An 18,229-nucleotide genomic window follows, 5' to 3' on the forward strand; every position below is an offset into this window, starting at 1 on the left:
GTACAGGCGTCAGGGCTTCACAGCGATGGTCACCTGTTCGGTGACGCCGTTCACCGTGACGGCGAGGTCGACCGTCCCCTCCCCCAGCGCGCTGAACCGGCCCGTCGCCGGGTCGAACGCGGCGACGTGGTCGGCCCCGGCATCCCCGGCCGGGCCGATGTGGACGCCGTCGGAACCGGACCAGTCCGCGCTCACCGGGTAGAGGACCGGCACCGCGGTGCCGTCGTTGTCCACCGTCGCGGTGACCTCGACCTCTTCACCGACACCCACCGAGGCCGGCGCCTCCAGTACCAACCCGTCCACGTGGGGGCGCAGCTCGGTCGCCACCCAGTCCTCCGCGGGATCGCCGCCGGTGTCCACACCCCACAAGGACCAGCCGGTGAAGCCGCCGTCCGCGGGACCGGCCGAGGGGTTCTTGCCGACGTTGCCGTTGATGACGTAGGGCACGCCGTCCACCCGGTCCGCGTGGAACACGCCGACGTGCGCGCCGATGAACGCCGCGCCCTTGCCGCTCCCGGACTGGAACTCGGCCAGCCAACCCTCGACGGTGACCGCCTCCTTGCGGTCCGACAGCTCGCTCGCCCGGGTCGGCAGCGGATCGCGCAGGGGCACGTGCTGGGCCACCACGACCGACGACACGGCGGGGTCGTCGGCCGCGCGGTCGAGCTCTTCGCGCAGCAGCGGCAGCTGCGACCAGTCGCCCGCCCGATAGGAGAACCGCGCCGTGTCCAGGAAGATGAACCTGGTGCCGTGGTGGTCGACCACGTGCCGGGTCTCCCCGAACGCCTCCCGGAAGTTGTCCAGCGTGCCCTCGGACACCTCGTGGTTGCCCGGCACGTAGTAGTAGGGCAGCTCGCCCTCCAGCTCCTCGTCGAGGATGCGCCGGGCCAGCGCGAAGTCCTCCGGGGCGGCCTCGTCGACCAGGTCGCCGTTGATGACGAGGAACTCGGCGTCACTGGCCCGGATCTCGCGGAGCGCACGCCGTGTCTGGGCGACGATCCCGCTGTCCGGGGCACGGGCGACGAACTGGGCGTCGGACAGGACGGCGAACCGCCAGTCCTGGCCGGCCACGGCCCGGCCGGGCGCCACCACCGGGTCGACGACCGGTTCGGCGGGCGGCAGGTCCACCGGCGGCGGCACCATCGCGGTCAGCTCGTCGACGACCACCTCGCCGTGATAGCCGGCGCCCGGGTCGGTCTCGGCGAAGTAGAGGCGGCGCAGCGACAGCGGGTACTGCGTGCCCGGCGGCACCTCGAAGACCAGCTGCTGCCACCCCGGTTCGTCGAGGTAGCCGGCACGCAGCGCGGGCAGCAGCTGGCCTGAGCCGTCCCAGACCTGGAGGCTGGCCCACTCCCCGTTGCCCTCGGCGTGCACCCAGGCACGCAGTTCCTGCGGCTGGCCGGGGATCTCCAGCTCCCTGCCGGGCGGCAGGACACCGCCGGTACGGGTCCCGGTCGAAGCGGTGAAGTCGTAGGTCAAACCCACCGCGGCGCCGTCCCGACCCTCGGCCACGGCAACGCCTCCGTCCGCGCGCTCGCCGAAGTAGGACCAGTCGGCCGCATCCTCGAAATCGGCGACGACGGTCTCCTCCAGGCCGACGGTGACCGCGAAGCTCGTCTCCACGCCGGCGACCCGGACGGTGGCGACCGTGGCCCCGCTGTCGGTGACGGCCCGGACCTCGAACCGCCCGTCCTCGGTCACCGAGACCCGCGCGACGCTTTCATCGATGTCCAGCTCGACATCGGCCGGCTCGACCGGCGCGGCGAACCCACGGGAGTCGTAGCCGGTCACCCCGACCACCGCGGACGCCTCGGCGTCGGCGAGCCCCACCCGCCCGGACGTGGTCTCGAGCCGGGCCAGCTCGCCCAGCACCGTCAACTCGATGTCCCCCGTGGCACTCCGCTGGCGGGCCGTGACGGTGGCGGTGCCCGCCGAACGCGCGGTGAACACGCCGTCCCGGTCCACCGTGCCGACCCGGTTGTCACCGGACCGCCAGTGCGGATCGGCCTGAACCGGTGCGTAGGTCTCGTCGTGACCGGCTGCGGTGAGCGTCCGCCTCAGGCCGGGGAAGACCCGGTCGGGCCGGGTCGGTGCGACATAGGCGGGGCCGTCGCCGCGTCCGGGTTCGAGCAGGGTCTCGACCCAGAAGCCGTCGAGCCGGCCGCTGCCCTCGGGGGCGAACAGGGCGAGCCCGTTGGGGACGAGGCGCTCCTGGCCGTCCGAGGGCCGGTTCTCGACCCGCACCTGCTCCGCGCCGGGCTCCCGCGCCACCATGGTGGTCGAGCCGCCGCCGTCGAGGTTGAGCGCGGTGTGCGCGCCGGCCTCCACCATCATCTCGCCCAGTTCGTCCAGGCCGACGCCCTCGGCGAACGACGGCTGCCGGCCGTCCACGCTGAGCAGGAACATCTGCGAGCCGTCCTCGGAGAAGCCGATGGCCGTGCGCGGGGCGCCCGGGGTGTTGTTGCCCTGGCCGGCCCGCTGGACCTCCCCGTCGACGACGAGCAGCTGACGGCCGTTCAGCGCGGCGTGGAGCTCCTGCTCCCCGCCGGCCCGCGCGTCGTAGTCGATGCCGACCGGGTCGCCCACGGCCAGGTCGGACAACGCTGCGGCGCCGCTCTCGCGACCGACCAGGACGAAGGAATCGTCGGCGATCCCGCCCTCGCGGGGCTCCTCCACGATCTCGGAGACGACACCGTCGGTGACGACGACCTCCAGCGTCTCCGTCGCCCCCTCGACCGCCCGGCACCGGCAGTACGTCCCCCACAACGGGGTGAACGCGGCGATCCCGCCGGTCGCCAGCGCCGGTTTGTTGATCGCGTCCAGCGACGGCGTCTCCCCGGTCGGCAGCTCGACGGTCCCCTCGAAGAACACCTCCCCGATCGAGCCGAGCCCGTCGGGCGTGAAGATCGCCGCCGACCCGCGGTAGTCGTTGGTGGCCGGGGACTGGATCACCTCACCGCCCTGCACGGCCACGCCCTGCGGCGCACCGGAGGCGTTGATGTCGAAGAAGTCGCCGTTCACCGCGGCGACCGCACCGGCCCGGTCCGCCTGGACGCTCAACGGCTCCCGCTCGGTCACCCGGCCGGGGAACAGGTAGTCGACGCTCACCCCGCCGGTGAGGTCGGCGGTCAACAGGTCGGCCTGCAACCAGGTGGGCGTCCCGGTGTAGCCGTCCGGCCCGTAGGCCTCGAACGAGTTCAGCGTGACACCGGGGGCGACCGGGCGCTCCGCGTTGAACGTCTCCAGCCGCGGCTCCGGATCCTCGACCGTGGCGGCCGAGCCGCCCGGCGGGATCTCGACGGTCTCGCTGAACCCGGTGTGCTCGCGCGGGTCCTCACGCGCCGTGCTCGCCTGGGCGACCGGGGCGAGGGAGAGGGTGAGCACCAGGACGGAACCCGCGGCCACCGCGGTACCCGTGCGTGAGCGGATCGACCACCGGCGAATCATGGGAAGCCTCCGTGCGGCTCGGGGGATAGCGGAGAGCCCTCTGCGTTGACTTCCTACCATCAAGCCGATCGTTTGTGTAGGAAGTGAACGGACCCCGAATCCTGTTCATCTCCCTCGCCGGGGCCGTCCACGCGGAGGTCTGACCAGCGGACACACTCACCGGCCATCGGCGTCGAAACGGTCCCCGGGCAGGACCGCCCGTCTCCAGATTTCACCTGAAGACAGCGCGTTCGTCATGCGGAGTCCCACTGCACACATCAGACCCACGCGTCCCCGGAGCGAGGTGGTACGGGCGCTTTGCTCCCCAACGGCCGAGGCCGTGCGACCCCTTCTGCGGCGGTCCGCACCGGAGCTGACGGGCGTCAGGCGGAGACCGGGGTCAGCCGGAAGACGGGGATGAGGCGGTCCGTGCGTCGCTCGTACAGGGCGTAGTTGGGCCAGACCACGCACATGAGCGCCCAGGCCCGCTCACGTTCGTGCGACGTGAGTTCCTCTGCCTCGACCTCGACGCTCCGACCCGATTTCTCGACGAGGGAGGTGGGGGCCTCCCTGAGGTTGTGCACCCACTGAGGTGTCCTGGGCGCACCGAAGGACGAACCGGCGACGAGCAGATGCGCGCCGTCGCGAACACACAGCAGGGGCGTCCTTCGAAGCTCACCGCTGATCCGCCCGTTGACCGTGAGCATGATGTTCGGCAGGCCGACGATGTCGAGTATCCCGATGTACCCGCGGCTGACCCGTTGAAGGCCCCGATCGAGTCGGGTGATCTGGGGCAGCAGTCTCGGCATCCAGGAGATGGCGCCGATCCGCACGGCGAGCGGGGTCAACAGTCCCATGACCGCATCGTACGGGCGACGATGCCGAGTCCACCACGGTCCACGCCGCCACGGCAGACCGGCCCCGGACCGAACACGAGTCCCACCTCCGAAGCCGCTCCCCAGGGAACGGGTACCCGAAGAGGACGGTTGACGGAAGGAGGTACGGGACTTCACCAGACGTGGGCCGGGTGGACCACCTACGGGGCACCGATACTCACCCACCGGGCGTCGTCCGGCCCCCGGAGGTCCAGGTCGACCTGCATCAACCATCGTCCTGGACGGAGTTCAGCTCGACGTCGGCGTCCTCCTGTTCCACAAGGCGGCTGTTGACCACCTGGATGGTGATCTGATCCTCCACAGCGAAGAAGGGGCCGTCATCGGTGAGGTGCCCGTATTCTCCTTCGTACTCTTCGGGGCCTTCGCAGTAGATGCGGCCCCAGTAGTAGTCGCGGACGGAGTGGAGCACGGGATCGGTCGCCATGTCCGCCGAGTGTGCGGCACCGCAGAGACTCTTCGCAGCGCACAGCCGGAACCGGCCAGGGCGCCCAGAGACTCCGGGAACGGGACCTGGACCGGGGCCATGTTCGGCCCGACCCCTCGAAGGGGCGTCCGACGAGGACACCGCGAGACGCTATCGGGCGTCCTGCGTATCCGATGGCCGCGGTCGTGCGCCCTGGCTCGACCGCCCCGCCCTCATGATCCCGCGCACATGGCGGACCCACCTCACCGTCATACCGCTGACCGCCGCCGCGGATCCCACGAGGAGAACCGAGGGCAGGATCCACTCGCGCGAACCGTCCGGTCCGTAGACCCGGTTCGCGGCGCCCACGTCGACCGCCGGGATCTCCTCACCCTCCCGGCAGGTGTCACGTCCGGCGGCGTGGAGGTAGACGCCGCGCGCCTCTCCGCCGGAGTCCGGTGTGTAGCGGCCGTGGCAGGTGCACGACTCGTGCCCGGGGTGGTGGACGCAGCTGAGAGCGGACACGGTGAACACCCCCGGGGCCCCTTCGCCCCGCGCCGCTCTCAGGCTCTGGTCGAGCCCGGCAGAGCCCACATAGGCCACGCCCGCGATCAGGAGCAGCAGGACAAGGGAGAACGCCGGCGAGGGCCTGCGCCGGGCATCGGCCTTCCCGGGGAATGCGGCGGCGTCCGCGACGTGTGGGTCCGTCCCGCCGGGGCGCGCGAGGCCGCTGTTCGCGGCGTGTCCGACACCGTTCCCGTCCATGGTGCTCACTTCCCGGCCTGTTCGTCGTCGTTGCACGGGTCCACGGTCCGTGTCCCGCCGGGTGAGGGATCGTTCCCACCGCTGCGGGCGATCCGGAGGGCGAGTACCGCCGCGACGGCGCACAGTGCGGCTGCCATGAACCACACCGAGCCGTAGCTCCCGGTCACGTCACGGGTGAAGCCGCCGAAGACCGCCATGGCGCCGGCGCCGACCTGGTGGATGGCGTTCACCCACCCGAAGACGATCGCGCCGTCCGCACCGAACACCCGGCGGCAGAGCAGGATGGTCGGGGGCACGGTCGCCACGTCCAGCAGACCGAAGACCACGACGAAGGCGATGAGCGCGGCACCGGCGTCGGGGCCGAACAGCGCGGGGAGCGCGGCCAGGAGCACGGCCCGGCCGAGGTAGTAGGCGGCCAGCAGTCCACGCGGATCGAAGCGGTCGGTGAGCCAGCCGGACACGATGGTGCCGACCAGGGAGAACACGCCGATGGCCGAGACCAGCGCCGCCGCGACGGTCACGGCCATCCCGTGGTCCTGGGCGGCGGGCACGAAGTGCGTCCACATGATCCCGTTGGTGGTGGCGCCGCACACCGCGAACGTCCCGGCGAGCAGCCAGAACTGCCGGCTGCGCACGGAGTCGCGCAGGACCCGGACGGTTCGACGGGCCGCGCCCTGCTCCGTCCTCGGCCTGCTGACGAAGGAGTCGGCTCCGTAGGGGCGCTGTCCCACGTCGGCGGGGTGGTCGCGCAGGACCAGGGCGACGAGGAGCACCATCACGAACGATGTCAGGGCCAGCGTCACGATGGCCGGACGCCACCCCTGGTGGTCGATGATCCATGCGAGCGCGGGCAAGAAGACCAGCTGGCCGAACGCGCCGGCGCCGGTCAGCGCGCCGATGACCAGGCCCCGGCGCTTGACGAACCAGTTGTCGGCGATGGTGGCGGCGAAGGTCATCGCCAGTGATCCGGTGCCCGCACCGACGAGGAGGCCCCAGTAGAGGGTCAGCTGCCAGGGAGCCGTCATCACCGTGGTCAGTCCGGCCCCGGCGATGACGGTCGCCAGGGCGGCCAGGGCGATGCGGCGGATGCCGAACCGGTCCATCAGGGCCGCAGCGAAGGGGGCGATGAGGCCGTACACGACCATGTTGACCGAAGCGGCGGCACCGATCGATCCGCGCGACCACTCGTACTCGGTGTGCAGGGGGTCCACGAGGAGCCCGGGCATCGCGGCGAAGGCCGCCGCGGCGACGATGGTCGCGCCCGCGACGAAGGCGATCAGCCAGGCCCGGTGGACCGGTGCGGGTGCCCGCCCGGTCCTGGAGGCTGTCTTCCCGGTGCTCCTGGAGGGGCTCGTCGAAGTCATGTGTCCAGACTCCGGCGCGGGGCCCCACGCCGACAGTGGCCCGAAAGCCAACATGTGAAAGAATCCGGCCATGACCGCTTTCGTCCACCCGGACCGCCACCACGTGGCCGTGCTCGCCCGGCACGGCCTGCTGCCCATCGAGACGGGGATCGTCCACCGGCTCTTCGGGCGGGCCGTCGGGACCGACGGCCAACCCCTCTACGAGGTCGTGACCTGTGCCGTGGAACCGGGCGTGATCACCACTGACACCGACTTCACCCTGAACGTCCACCACGGACCCGAGGCCGTCGACAAGGCGGACACGGTGATCCTGCCCGCGGCGCAGGAGGACTACGTGGAGCGCCCGCACGACCCGATCTCCCCGGACCTGGCGGCGGTCGTCAACCGCATCCCCGAGCACGCACGGATAGCCTCCATCTGCACGGGCGCGTTCGTGCTCGCCGCCCTCGGACTCCTGGAGGGCTGCCGGGTCACCACGCACTGGCAGTCCGCCGGGTTCTTCCGCGCGATGTACCCGCACATCGACCTGGACCCCGACGTGCTGTACACCGACAACGGGCGCGTGCTGACCGCCGCCGGGGTCGCCTCCGGGATCGATCTCAGCCTGCACATGATCCGCGCCGACCACGGCGCCTCCGTCGCCAACGAGGTCGCCCGGCACACGGTGGTGCCGCCGCACCGCGACGGTGGGCAGGCCCAGTACATCCGCCACCCCGTGCCCGACCCCGAGCGGTCCTCGACCTCCCGGGCCCGGGCCTGGGTCCTGGACCACCTGCACCTCCAGCCGAGTCTGAGCGACATGGCCGACCGGGAGGCGATGAGCGTGCGCACGTTCACGCGCCGCTTCCGTGACGAGGTGGGCCAATCACCGGGCCAGTGGCTCGCCCAGCAGCGGCTCGACCGGGCCAGGCAGCTCCTGGAGGAGTCGGACCTGGCGGTGGACCGGATCGCGCACGCAGCCGGTTTCGGCACCTCGGCGTCGCTGCGCCAGCACATGCACGCCGGGCTCGGGGTGTCCCCCAGCGCCTACCGCCGCACCTTCCAGGGGGTTGCGGACGAGGTGCCCTGATCCCCCGGGCCGACAACGGTGGCGTTGCACGAGGGTTTCCAGTGCGGGCGGGTTCGACGGGTCGCGTACGGAACGCCGGTCCGGGCGCGGAAATCCGGCAAGCGGCTCCGATCTCCCGAGCGTGACGGGAGGCGATCCCGGCCTCTGCCCCGGCGTGCAGCACACGGTGCTGCTCGTCTTGATCCACCAACCTTCTCGGACCGGCTCCGCTTCGGCCCGTGCGAGCAACGGTCTGGAACGGTGTCCGTGAACGGGTCGAAGCCCTGGCCCGACAGGACCGGGCGAGCGACGTCTTCGGTGCCCGGGACGGGCATGGCGTGACAGGCCACCGTTTCCGGCTCGCCGCCCCGCTGACGGAGCGGGAGGTCTCCTCTGCGGAAACCCTGTGGGGTGTCTCGTTGCCGGCGGACTACCGCGGCTTCCTGCTCGAGGTGGGTGCCGGTGGCGCCGGGCCGGGGTACGGGCTCGTCACCCTGCACCGGACGGACACCTGGTGGGAGTGGACCGATCCGAGCGGTGATATGCGGCACGATTCCCTGGGATCCATCTTTCCGACGGCGGAAGAACGAGCGCGGCTCCTGGCCGAGCACGAGGAGCGGGAGCCGGTGCGCTCCGGCTTCGGGACACAGGAGGGGTTCGACACCGCCTTCCGAGGGTGGCGGGACGCCGATGACACGCTCTTCCGCCGGTTCACCTCCGGGGCGCTGTGCTTGAGCCATGAGGGCTGCGGCCACTGCCACTGGCTCGTCGTGACGGGACCCGAGCGCGGATCCATGTGGGTCGACGGCTTCCCGTCCGAGGGTGGCATGCGTCCCCTCCGCGCACCGGGTGCACGGATCGGATTCGCGGACTGGTACCTCGCCTGGGTCGCCAGAGCCGAGGCCGCCGTCCGTCGAACCCCCTGGATATCTCGTTCCGGGTGTGATGGAGGCTCTGGTATGTCCTGAGTTTGGTGGCACGTGCACGATGGCGGGATAGCCCATGAGCAGGAGCTGGCGATGCGCAGAAACCAGTCACTGAGCCTTTTTCAACCTCACTCCCGGTGACGATGTGAGGCGGTGATGGAATCGATGTGTTTTCTGCAGAGCTGGCGGAAGATCTTCGCGGGTGAACGGTGCCCGAACCTGATGTTCCTTGGAACGAGACCTGACGGTCTCAGCCAAGCGTGTGGGATCCCCTACCCAACGGACGTGGGCTGCACCATCCATTCCCCGGCGACGAGTGGCACTTCGAAGGCAGGACTGATCATGCTCCCGGAGAGGACATGCGGCCTCGCCTGGGAGCTGCGCGGCTTCCTGGAGACGGATCGCTGGGATGGTCCAAGGTGATCGACCACTCGCATCCACCATGTACAACCCATCCCCACCCACACCCTGCCGACACAGCCGAGTTGGAAAGGGCCTATCTTCTCGGGCATGGATCATCGGGGAGAGTTTCGTCGGGCAGCGCTTGAGTTGGGCATCCCGGACGACGAGATCAACAGGTTCAGCCAACACCTTCGTTTGTCGATCGGACTGTCCGCGCGTGGCGATGGTCCTCCGGTCGGGCACATCGGTGGGTTGCCCCGGCTACCGGTGGGCATGAAGTGGCCGTCCGCCGGGGACATTCCGTTGCCGTTGCTCCTCTCCGTCGATTGCGGGGCGCTGCCGAGGGTCGACGGCTTCGACCTACCGGCAAACGGGACGCTGCTCTTCTTCGTTGACAAAGAGATGGACTGCGACGGACCGCGGGCCGATCCGGGACAGTACGCACGAGTCGTGTATGTGCCGGACGGCACCGAAACCGAGGTCGCGGAACCCCCCGGCTCCGCGTGTGTCGACGAGCGGATCGACGTCTGCGCCGACGGGCTCAGAGCCGCTCTCCCCCTTTGGCTCGAGGAGGGCGACGAGGACGAGGAGGGCTGGCACGAGTTCTGGGAGGATTTGGAGTGGGACGACATGTCACCCTTCCAGCAGCAGTTGGCCCGGTACATGGAGCGTGAACTGCCGCACCTGGACGAACTTCGGTCTCTGGCCTACGGCCTCTGGTCGTCCGGCGCCTACTACGTCATCGGCGGGTACGCCGATGACGATGCGACGGTCAGCAGCATCACGGCGAAGACCCTCGCTGAGGGAGAGCGGTTTTCCTATCTGGACGAGGACGCGCTCCGGCTGGCGAGCGACTGGATACCGCTCGCCAATGAAGGAGGGATCTACGAGGAGTACTACACGAAATTCATGATCCGCCACGACGACCTGGCCGCCGCTCGGTGGGACAAGGCGCTGACCGTGACCATTTTCGATGCCCCGTGACCAGGTCGGTGACGCACAAGCCATAGGCCCCACCCGAAGCCCAGGCCACGGTCCGGGTGACGGGAGGCGATCCCGGCACACGCCGCAGCCTCCATCAGATCCGGTGAAAAACACTGAACCAGGCCCCCGAAGCCGTCGGCTGCCGCAGGATTCTCCGGCCAATCCCTCCGGCCCGGACAGGCGTCCGGCGCCGACACTTCCCAGCGGCGCGCCCGACCCTCACCGCCGACTCCTCGTGAGGTCCTCCATCAGGTTCCTCGTGGCGGCGCTCGGGCGCGCCCGCATGGACTTCAGCTTGCCCGCGAGGTCCTGGTAGGTGCGCTCGGCGGCGTCGGGTCGGCCCAGGCCCACCTGGGTCCGCATGAGTTCCTGGTAGATGCTCTCGTTGAGGTCGTCGGCCTCCCGGGCCCGTTCCAGCCAGGCCAGCGCCTGCCTGGGGTCGTCGGCCGCCTTGGCGAGGCCGACGAAGCAGTCGGCGGCGGCCCTGCGGTAGGCCTGGCGCTTCTCCTCGATCCAGGGCAGGTCGCTCTCGGTCAGGAGCATGTGGTCGTACTCGGCCGCGGCGGCGCGCAGGCAGGTGTGGGCGGTCCTGTCGTCCTCGGCCTTCTTGGCGGCCTGCAGGGCCCGGTCGAAGCGCCACACGTCCACGTCGACGGTGTCGTGGTGGATCCGGTAGCGGCCCGGAACCACGTCGATGATCTCCGCGTCAGGGTTCTCCAGCGCCTCTCGGACGGCTACCCGTGCGCTGGTGCAGGCACTGCTGCGCAGATGGCGGCTCTTCTTGCCCGGCTCGGTCGAGAAGACGGCTTCCGTGAGGGCGTCGGTGCCCACACCGTGGGGGTGGAGCGCGAGGTGGGCGAGCATGGCGCGTGAGGCGCTGCGCATCTTCACGCCGATGTCGACACCGTCGACGGTGATGCTCGGCTGGGGCGCGAACAGGCGGATGTCGACCTTCGGAGGTCGTTCGGCGTCCGGTTCCGGGTCGGCCCCGACAGGCTCGGCCGCCGGCTCCGAGGCGGCCTCTTCCTTTTCCTTCTCCTCTTCCGGGGGCGCCGGCACCGACTCCCCGGCACGATCGGGTTCCCCAGCAGCGGCGGCGGTGGAGAAGCCGGCGGCGAAGGTGGCCTGGTCGATGTGGAGGAGCCGGAGCCCGTCGTAGGTGTCGGTGCTCCCGTCGGGGGCGGTGACGTCGACCGTGTCGAAGAAGTCGCAGCGCAGGACGGGCACGCCCCATTCCTCGCCGAGGATCACGACCGTGACCTCCCCTTCCTCCTCTCCGTCGCGGAGGGCCTGCAGCCGGTCCTGGGCGAGGGTGTGCTCGGAGGCCTTGACGACGAGCAGGGTGCGTGACGGGCCCCCTTCGTCGCGGGCGGCGGTGATGTAGGCGAGTTCGGCCTCGGTGACGGCCGAGGCGGTGTCCGCGCTGACGGTCATGCCCGGGGCCCGGACCCGGGGTGAGGCCCCGGCCTGGGCCACGAGTTCGCGGGTGGTGATGACGCGGATGCCCGGGTCGGTCAGGGCGCGGCCGATGAGGGAGGCGCACACGCCCAGGGCGTGGGTTCCGGTCACGGCGAGTCCGTCGTGTGCGCTGACGCTGAGGTTGTCGGCGACGCGGAGGTGGCCCTGGGGATTGATCACCGCTCCGCCGGTGTCCCTGGTGACGGGGACGGGGGTGCCGAGGGGCTGTTCGGGGTCGGCGCCGGTGTCGTCGTCAGGGCCGGGTTCGTCGTGGGGTTCGGTGTTGTGCTCGTCCTCGTCGGCCTGGTGTTTTCCTCGGTGTCCCGGTGCCGTCAGCCGTCCGGCGACCGCGCCGAGGGCGCCTCCGACCCCTCCCCCGGCGAGGGCTCCGGCGAGCACCGCGCCGACGGGGAGGGAAGTGGTGTCCTGTGCCTCGGCGGCGGGCGCGACCGGTGCGGCGCCGACGGCCGCCTCCTTCTGTTCGGTCTCGCTGTCGGCGTTGGTGTGGGGGCGGGTGGTGAGGGTGTAGGTGATCTCGGCGCGCCGGTCGGCGGAGGGGCCGAGTTCGGGGTGTTCGCGCGGGTGGTCGGAACCGGCGCCTGCGGTGGTGACGGTCCATCCGTCGCCGAGCTGCTCGGTGAGGACGGCGGCGACCGCGTCGGCCCGCCGGAGGGACAGGGCGCGGTTGTGCTCGTCGGGGCCGGTGGCGTCGGTGTGTCCGGTGACGGTGATCGCGGTGTCGGGGTCGCCGAAGAGCTGGAGGAGTTCGACGGTGGGTCCCAGTTCGTCCGCCATGGCGGGGGTGAGGTCGGCGGAGTCGAGGCCGAACCCGGTGAGCGTGCGGGTGCGCTCCAGCACGTGTGCGGGTTCTCCGGTGGGCGCGCTGTGGGCGTCGTGTGCGCCGTCGGTGGGCGCGGTGTCGGCGGGGGCCACGGCGGCGACCGCGGGGGCGGACACGGCCACCGAGCTTCCGGCGATGCCGGTCGCGGCCAGGCGCAGCAGTCCGATGCGGGGAACCTGTCCCCGCAGCAGGGCGACCGTGTCGGCTGCCACCAGCAGGGCGAAGGCGGCCCACAGCGCCCACAGCAGGGCGAGCACCAGCGTGTGTCCGAGGGGTGGGGGCAGTGTGCCGCTGAGCAGGGACAGGCGCAGGTGCTCCGCGCTCACGCCTGCGGTGTCGGGCCAGGGCTGTCGGCTCAGCAGGACGGGCGGTGCGATGAGCAGTGCCGGTGTGGTAGCGGCCAGGGCCGTCCGGATCGGGTGCACGGGTCCCCCTCGTCTCACGGTGTGTGGGCGGTGGCTGTGGCGCGGGAGGAGATGTGGACGTCGCCGAGCAGTGTGAGGAGCGCTGGGTGGTGGGTGCTCGTGACGGTGACCGTGACGGTGTCGGCGCCCACGGACACCTCGGCGTCGCCTCCGCCCGCCCGGGCGTGCGCCGTGGCGGCGGTGCGGGCGGCGGCCGGGTCGAGGGCGCGGGTGCCGGTGCGGAGCAGGTGGGGGTCCAGGTGCTGGGCTCCGGCCCGGGCGGACTCGTGGGCCAGGACGGTGGTGCGGGTCTTGGTGCGGAGCATCTGGGCGCCGTCGTGGACGAGCCCGAGGCAGGCGATGAGGGTCGCGGCGATGGCGACGACGAAGGCGCTGGGGCTGCTGCCGAACATCAGGGTGCCTGTTCGCGGTGCAGGTCGGTGACGGACACGGCGCGGGCGGTGACGGTGCGGGTGTCGCCGGTGCCGAGGTCGGGGAGGTCGTCGCGGTGGACGGTGCAGGTGACCTCGGCGCGCACGGCCGGCGCCCCCGCGACGGTGGCGGGGTGCAAGTGGACGGCGGGGTCCTGGCAGGCGCGGCCCCAGGTGCCCACGCTCGCGGCGACGGCCTGGGCCGCGGCCTGCTGTGCGGTGGCGGGGTCGGTGTGCAGGGATCCGGCGCGGGCGGCGGAGTGGGCGAGGGCGTCCGCGGCCAGGGCGGCGGTGTAGTCGCGGCCGGTGAGGGCGATCAGGGCCAGGAACGCGAGCAGGACGGGGACGAGCAGGGCCAGTTCGACCGCCGCGCTCCCCCGGTCCCGGCTGCCCGCGCCGGTCATGGCCCGGCCCCGGGGACGTGTTCGGTGGGGCCGCTCAGGGTGGTCTCCACGGGCGGGTACCAGCCGGGGGCGAGGCTGACCGCGGTGCCGGTGACGGTGGCGCGGGTGGTGCCGGCCCGGCGTTCGACCCGGACGCGGACGTCCTGCAGGACGGCGCCGCCCAGGTCCTGGACCATGGCGTGGCCGCGTTCCCGCCCCTGCCGTGCACTGCCGTCGAAGGCGCGCCCGGCGGCGAGGGCCTCGGTGGCGACGGCCTGGGCGCGGTGGTGGGCGTGGGTCCACATCCCGTACTGGAGGATGCCGAGCAGCATCGCGAACATCAGCGGGACGGCGAACAGGACGTCGGCGCTGCCCCGGTCCCCGCGTGCGGCGAGGCGTTTCACGGGTTGACGCCCAGGTCGATGGACTGGGCGCTCTCGGTGATCATCGGGGTGAGGATGGCGCCGACGGCGGTGGCGATGCCGATGGTGATGACCAGGACCAGCACGTACTCGGTGGTGCCGGATCCGCGGTCGCCGGTGCGGCGGCCGCCTCGTCTGCCGTGGACGAGTGCGGTGAGTGCTCGGCGCAGGGCCTGGTTCACGGGCGCGGGCCTTCCTGGGTTCAGAATCCGGTGGTGACGTGCACGATGGCGGGATAGCCCATGAGCAGGAGGAACCCGAGGACCAGGAGCATGACGGGCAGGGTCATGCGCTCGGTGGCCCGGTACGCCTCCCCCTCGAGGGCGGCGAGCCGGTGGATGCGCAGGGAGGCGGCCTTGGCGCGGACCGAGGCGCGCACACGGGCGCCGTCGGTCCCGGCCAGGCGGATGGAGGAGGCGAGTTCGTCCAGGTCGCGCACGCCGGTGCGTTCGGCGAGCTCGGCCAGGGCGTCCCAGGGCGGGCGGGTGCGCAGGTTGGCCTCGTGCAGGCACCGCCGGATGCGGGTGAACGCGGTCCCGTGGCCCCGCCGGGTGGCGGCGGTGAGCGCTTCGGTGACGCCCGCTCCCCCGGCGAGGGCGACGCCGACCAGGTCGGCGATGACCGAGGTGGCCGCGCACAGCTCTTCCCGGTGGCGGGCCGCCCTGCGGCGCAGGACCAGGGTCGGGGTCCACGCCCCCAGGACCACCAGGCAGGCGGCCAGGCCCAGGGCGTAGTGGGCCGGCAGCGGGGACTGCGGCGGCGCCGCGGCGGCGAACGCGAGCATCCCCAGGGCCAGGCCGGCGAGGGCGGCGACACAGGTGTCCATCCGGTGGACGTCGGCGTCGGTACCGCACGCGGCCAGGTCGCGCCCGGTGCGCTCCCCCGGCCACCCGGTGCGTGCGAGGACCCCCGCGCCGGCGGCCGTCACCGCCCGCAAGGGGCTGACGGGCGCGGGCCGCGCCTGTTGCTCCTCCGGCGGAGGGAGGAGTTCGGCGAGGGTGGGGCGGCGCAGGGTCCACACGGTCCAGTACAGGCCGGCGCCGGCCGTGGCGCCGCCGAGCCCGGCGATGAGGGTGTTCATGTCCTTGCCTCCTGCGGGTGGGCCGCAAGCACGCGTTGCGTGCGCGGCGGGTTCGACAGCCGCGTCAGCCACCCCAGCGCCGCGGCCCATACGGCGCCGATCAGTGCGAGGACGAGCTGGCCGGCGGCCGAGTCGAACGGGGCGAAGTAGGGGCCGTTGAGGACGGCCATGCCGACGACCATGGCGGCCGCGGTGGTGATGATGATGCGGACCGAGGTGCGGGTGCGCGCCCGGGTCGCAGAGGTGCGCACGAGCATGGCCGCGCGGTCGCGGGCCGCTTCGGCCAGGCTGGTGAGGAGCGGCCCCAGGTCGGCGGCATGGCGCTGGGAGGCCATGGACAGCGCGGTGGCGACCAGGTCCGCGGTCTCGTTGCCGACGCGGTGGGCGAAGGCGGTGAGCGCCTCCTCCTGGTCCGCCCCGGCGGTGAGGTCGCGGGACAGCGTTCGCACGTCGTCGCGGACGGCGGCGGGGGCGATGACCGCGGAGGCCCGGACCGCCTGCCGCAGCCCGGAGGAGGCGGTGATCAGGTCGCGGAGCTGCTCGGTCCAGCCGGCCACGGCCTCGATGCGCGCGACCTCGGCGGGTGTGGCCCGGTCCGGGCCCAGGACGGCGGGCAGCCACCACGCGGCCCCGGCGGCCAGGGCCGCGGCGACCGGCCAGCCGGTGATGCCCCAGGTGAGCATCCCCGCCCCGGCCACCGCGGCGGCCTTCCACCACAGGTGGCGGCCCCGCTCCAGGCGCTCGCACACCCCGGGCAGACCGGAGGTGAGCGCGGGCAGCAGGAGCACCACCCCCAGGCCGACCGCCGCCCCGCCCAGGCTCGCGATGAGGACCGCGCTCACGTCGCCTCCCCGAACAGGGCGGCCGGGTCCAGGCCGGCGCGCAGGAGCTTGCGGGCGTACTGCGGGCTCGGCGACGTGGCGAACCCGCCGTGCTCCACGGCGTACAGCTCGTTGGTCACCACCTGGGGGCCGTCGACCCCCACGACCTCGCGGACACTGGACACGTGCCCGTTGCCGCGGTCGTCGGTGTCGATGTGCACGGCCAGGTGGACGGCCGAGGAGATCAGCACCGCGCCCTCCTCCAGGGAGAGCCGCTCACCGGCCTGGTTGGCGTACGTGGCGAGCTTGGTGAGGATCTGCGCGGAGGAGGAGGCGTGGACCGTGGCCATGGAACCGTCGGTGCCCATCGTCATGGCGTGCAGGAGCGCCACGGTCTCCTGGCCGCGGGTCTCACCGACGATCACCCGGTCCGGGGACATCCGCAGGGCGTGCCGGACCAGGTCGGCCAGGGTGATCTCCCCGGCCCCCTCGGTGTTGGGCGGCCGACCCTGGAGGGCCAGGCAGTTGAGGTCGGCGTCGGAGTCCAGGCCCAGCTCGAAGGCGTCCTCGATGGTGACGACCCGCTCGAAGGGCGGGATGTGCCGGGCCAGGGCGCGCAGCAGGGTGGTCTTGCCCGAACCGGTCGCCCCGCCGATCACCACGTTCAGGCGGGCGCGCACGGCCGCGGTGAGCAGGGAGCGCACCGGGCGGGTGAGCATCCCCGACGCGGTCAGGTCGGTGAGGGTGAGTTCGCGCTCGGGGTGGCGGCGGATCGTGACCGCCGGACGCCGGGAGACCCCCATGACCGCGGACAGGCGGGCGCCGTCACCGAGCTCCATGCTGAGCAGCGGCGCCGAGGCGTCGAAACGGCGCTCCCCGCCCGGTGCCTGACCGGCCAGGCGCTGCACCAGGGCCACCAGCTCGGCGTCGGAGGAGGTGACCGGCGGGCGCTCCTCACGCCGACCGTCGCCGAGGTCGACCCACACGCGGGTGCCGTTGATGTGGATGTCGCGCACACCCGGCTCGCCCAGCAGCAGCTCCAGCGGACCCAGCCCGCAGACCTGGGCCAGGGCGCGGGCGTGGACCCACGCCTCGTCCTGCTCGGCCAGGGGACGGGCGGCGCCGGTCAGGGCGTGGCAGGCGTGCTCCTCCAGCAGGGCGGAGAGCATCGCGTCGGCCCGCTCGCGCTGCGCCCCGCGGTCGTGCTCGGCGGCGGTGCCGGCGTCCTGGCGGACCAGGGCGTCGGTGACCCGCTCGGCCAGCCGACGGGCCAGCCCCTCCAGGTGCTCGGCCGCCCCGTGCGGGGAGAGCCCTTGCGGGGCGTGGATCGTGGGGTTCACGCCGCCACCTCCGCCCGGTGACCCAGGGGCACCGGAGCCGGCGGCAGGTCCTCGACATGGTTGGCCAGCCGCCGGGCGCACGCCAGCAGCGGCATCCAGTCCACCGTCTCCGGATCCTGGCGGGCGTGCGACCAGGCGGCGAAACGCTCCCGGAGCCCGCGGGGCCGGAAGGCCTCCCCCCGCAGGAAGGCCGCGCCGGCGGGATCGTGCGGCACCTCCGCCCACACCGGATAACCGGTCACCGCCGAGACCTCCGCCGCGGGGAACCGGGAGCCGCGCACCGCCACACCGACCGCCGTCCCGTTCTCGGCCAGCGCGTCCAGGACGTCCCGGCACCGGGCGAGCCGGTGGATCTGCGCGGCGTCCCCACCCGCCACGGTGAAGACCGCCACGTCCGCCAGGGACAGCAGGTGCGCACCGGCGGTCCCCGGCATCACCCGCCCCAGATCCACCACGCTCACACCGCTCCGCAGAACCTGGCTCCGGTGCGCCAGCGCCGCCACCACCGCCGAGGCCTCGTGCGCGGTCGTCGGCGCGGTCACCGCCCTCAGCCCGCCGGGAAGCTCGGTACCGTGCCGGAGCAGGACCCCGTGCGTCCCCGGCTCCTGCACCAGGGACAGGTCCGTGCCCGCCCGCACCGAGGCCGCCAGCGAGACCAGCCCCGGACGCCCGGCAAGCCGGTGCCAGGCCCCCAGGTCACCCCCGCTCGCATCGGCCTCCACCAGCACCGGAACCGTGAGCGGACCCGTGGGCCACACCGCCGCCAAAGCCGTGGCCAACGTCGTGACCCCCGGCGCCCCCGACAGCGAACAGACCGCGATGATCATGCTTCTC

Annotated in this window: 17 protein-coding genes; 3 read left to right on the top strand and 14 right to left on the bottom strand. The window is 72.5% G+C overall.

Annotated elements, in window-relative coordinates:
* Positions 1-9: 9 nt before the first annotated feature.
* From OUQ99_RS18330 to OUQ99_RS18350, 5 genes are all read right to left on the bottom strand, one after another.
* Positions 10-3,447, bottom strand: coding sequence for a phosphodiester glycosidase family protein (locus OUQ99_RS18330; protein WP_267944991.1), 3,438 nt, complete (start codon positions 3,445-3,447; stop codon positions 10-12).
* A 362-nt stretch (positions 3,448-3,809) separates the two neighbouring features.
* Positions 3,810-4,283: a nitroreductase/quinone reductase family protein gene (locus OUQ99_RS18335; protein WP_267944992.1), complete on the bottom strand. Its 474-nt coding sequence runs from the start codon at positions 4,281-4,283 to the stop codon at positions 3,810-3,812.
* A 244-nt stretch (positions 4,284-4,527) separates the two neighbouring features.
* Positions 4,528-4,746 carry a hypothetical protein gene (locus OUQ99_RS18340; protein ID WP_267944993.1) on the bottom strand — a complete coding sequence of 73 codons (219 nt, stop codon included), beginning with the start codon at positions 4,744-4,746 and terminating at the stop codon, positions 4,528-4,530.
* A 150-nt stretch (positions 4,747-4,896) separates the two neighbouring features.
* On the bottom strand, positions 4,897-5,490 hold the full coding sequence (locus OUQ99_RS18345) for a hypothetical protein (protein ID WP_267944994.1): 594 nt from the start codon (positions 5,488-5,490) through the stop codon (positions 4,897-4,899).
* Between the two features lie 5 nt (positions 5,491-5,495).
* Complete coding sequence (locus OUQ99_RS18350) at positions 5,496-6,854, bottom strand: MFS transporter (RefSeq protein WP_267944995.1); 1,359 nt, start codon at positions 6,852-6,854, stop codon at positions 5,496-5,498.
* Between the two features lie 70 nt (positions 6,855-6,924).
* Here OUQ99_RS18350 and OUQ99_RS18355 point away from each other — a divergent pair, with 70 nt between their 5' ends.
* From OUQ99_RS18355 to OUQ99_RS18365, 3 genes are all read left to right on the top strand, one after another.
* Positions 6,925-7,923 (top strand): GlxA family transcriptional regulator, encoded by a 999-nt coding sequence (locus OUQ99_RS18355; RefSeq protein WP_267944996.1) that lies wholly within the window; start codon positions 6,925-6,927, stop codon positions 7,921-7,923.
* A 317-nt stretch (positions 7,924-8,240) separates the two neighbouring features.
* Positions 8,241-8,870 (top strand): SMI1/KNR4 family protein, encoded by a 630-nt coding sequence (locus tag OUQ99_RS18360; RefSeq protein WP_267944997.1) that lies wholly within the window; start codon positions 8,241-8,243, stop codon positions 8,868-8,870.
* Positions 8,871-9,338: 468 nt separating this feature from the next.
* Entirely contained in the window at positions 9,339-10,214 is an 876-nt protein-coding gene (locus tag OUQ99_RS18365) for a DUF1963 domain-containing protein (RefSeq protein ID WP_267944998.1), read from the top strand.
* A 219-nt stretch (positions 10,215-10,433) separates the two neighbouring features.
* On the opposite strand, the gene OUQ99_RS18370 is transcribed toward OUQ99_RS18365, so the two are convergent.
* The 9 genes from OUQ99_RS18370 to OUQ99_RS18410 are packed head-to-tail and all read right to left on the bottom strand — an operon-like array spanning position 10,434 to position 18,222.
* A complete protein-coding gene (locus tag OUQ99_RS18370) occupies positions 10,434-12,938 on the bottom strand; it encodes an OmpA family protein (protein ID WP_267944999.1) in 2,505 nt (834 codons plus the stop codon).
* Positions 12,939-12,952: 14 nt separating this feature from the next.
* Entirely contained in the window at positions 12,953-13,330 is a 378-nt protein-coding gene (locus OUQ99_RS18375; protein ID WP_267945000.1) for a hypothetical protein, read from the bottom strand.
* Entirely contained in the window at positions 13,330-13,752 is a 423-nt protein-coding gene (locus OUQ99_RS18380; RefSeq protein WP_267945001.1) for a TadE/TadG family type IV pilus assembly protein, read from the bottom strand. Before OUQ99_RS18380 ends, OUQ99_RS18375 begins: the two co-directional genes overlap by 1 nt.
* On the bottom strand, positions 13,749-14,135 hold the full coding sequence (locus OUQ99_RS18385; RefSeq protein WP_267945002.1) for a TadE family protein: 387 nt from the start codon (positions 14,133-14,135) through the stop codon (positions 13,749-13,751). The genes OUQ99_RS18380 and OUQ99_RS18385 overlap by 4 nt, the downstream gene beginning before the upstream one ends.
* Positions 14,132-14,335, bottom strand: a complete 204-nt coding sequence (locus tag OUQ99_RS18390; RefSeq protein WP_267945003.1) for a hypothetical protein — start codon at positions 14,333-14,335, stop codon at positions 14,132-14,134. Before OUQ99_RS18390 ends, OUQ99_RS18385 begins: the two co-directional genes overlap by 4 nt.
* 20 nt (positions 14,336-14,355) lie before the next feature.
* Positions 14,356-15,234 (bottom strand): type II secretion system F family protein, encoded by an 879-nt coding sequence (locus OUQ99_RS18395; RefSeq protein WP_267945004.1) that lies wholly within the window; start codon positions 15,232-15,234, stop codon positions 14,356-14,358.
* Complete coding sequence (locus OUQ99_RS18400; RefSeq protein WP_267945005.1) at positions 15,231-16,076, bottom strand: type II secretion system F family protein; 846 nt, start codon at positions 16,074-16,076, stop codon at positions 15,231-15,233. The genes OUQ99_RS18395 and OUQ99_RS18400 overlap by 4 nt, the downstream gene beginning before the upstream one ends.
* Positions 16,073-17,395 carry a CpaF family protein gene (locus OUQ99_RS18405; RefSeq protein WP_267945006.1) on the bottom strand — a complete coding sequence of 441 codons (1,323 nt, stop codon included), beginning with the start codon at positions 17,393-17,395 and terminating at the stop codon, positions 16,073-16,075. The genes OUQ99_RS18400 and OUQ99_RS18405 overlap by 4 nt, the downstream gene beginning before the upstream one ends.
* Entirely contained in the window at positions 17,392-18,222 is an 831-nt protein-coding gene (locus OUQ99_RS18410; protein ID WP_267945007.1) for a hypothetical protein, read from the bottom strand. The genes OUQ99_RS18405 and OUQ99_RS18410 overlap by 4 nt, the downstream gene beginning before the upstream one ends.
* Positions 18,223-18,229: the final 7 nt, after the last annotated feature.

It is taken from the genome of Streptomonospora nanhaiensis, from assembly GCF_026642255.1.
Lineage (GTDB): Bacteria > Actinomycetota > Actinomycetes > Streptosporangiales > Streptosporangiaceae > Nocardiopsis > Nocardiopsis tropica.

What these genes read in the sequence shown, in the direction of transcription:
- OUQ99_RS18330 (WP_267944991.1), bottom strand. Translation starts at nt 3,447, where the DNA reads ATGATTCGCCGGTGGTCGATCCGCTCACGCACGGGTACCGCGGTGGCC.
- OUQ99_RS18335 (WP_267944992.1), bottom strand. Translation starts at nt 4,283, where the DNA reads ATGGGACTGTTGACCCCGCTCGCCGTGCGGATCGGCGCCATCTCCTGG.
- OUQ99_RS18340 (WP_267944993.1), bottom strand. Translation starts at nt 4,746, where the DNA reads ATGGCGACCGATCCCGTGCTCCACTCCGTCCGCGACTACTACTGGGGC.
- OUQ99_RS18345 (WP_267944994.1), bottom strand. Translation starts at nt 5,490, where the DNA reads ATGGACGGGAACGGTGTCGGACACGCCGCGAACAGCGGCCTCGCGCGC.
- OUQ99_RS18350 (WP_267944995.1), bottom strand. Translation starts at nt 6,854, where the DNA reads ATGACTTCGACGAGCCCCTCCAGGAGCACCGGGAAGACAGCCTCCAGG.
- OUQ99_RS18355 (WP_267944996.1), top strand. Translation starts at nt 6,925, where the DNA reads ATGACCGCTTTCGTCCACCCGGACCGCCACCACGTGGCCGTGCTCGCC.
- OUQ99_RS18365 (WP_267944998.1), top strand. Translation starts at nt 9,339, where the DNA reads ATGGATCATCGGGGAGAGTTTCGTCGGGCAGCGCTTGAGTTGGGCATC.
- OUQ99_RS18375 (WP_267945000.1), bottom strand. Translation starts at nt 13,330, where the DNA reads ATGTTCGGCAGCAGCCCCAGCGCCTTCGTCGTCGCCATCGCCGCGACC.
- OUQ99_RS18380 (WP_267945001.1), bottom strand. Translation starts at nt 13,752, where the DNA reads ATGACCGGCGCGGGCAGCCGGGACCGGGGGAGCGCGGCGGTCGAACTG.
- OUQ99_RS18395 (WP_267945004.1), bottom strand. Translation starts at nt 15,234, where the DNA reads ATGAACACCCTCATCGCCGGGCTCGGCGGCGCCACGGCCGGCGCCGGC.
- OUQ99_RS18410 (WP_267945007.1), bottom strand. Translation starts at nt 18,222, where the DNA reads ATGATCATCGCGGTCTGTTCGCTGTCGGGGGCGCCGGGGGTCACGACG.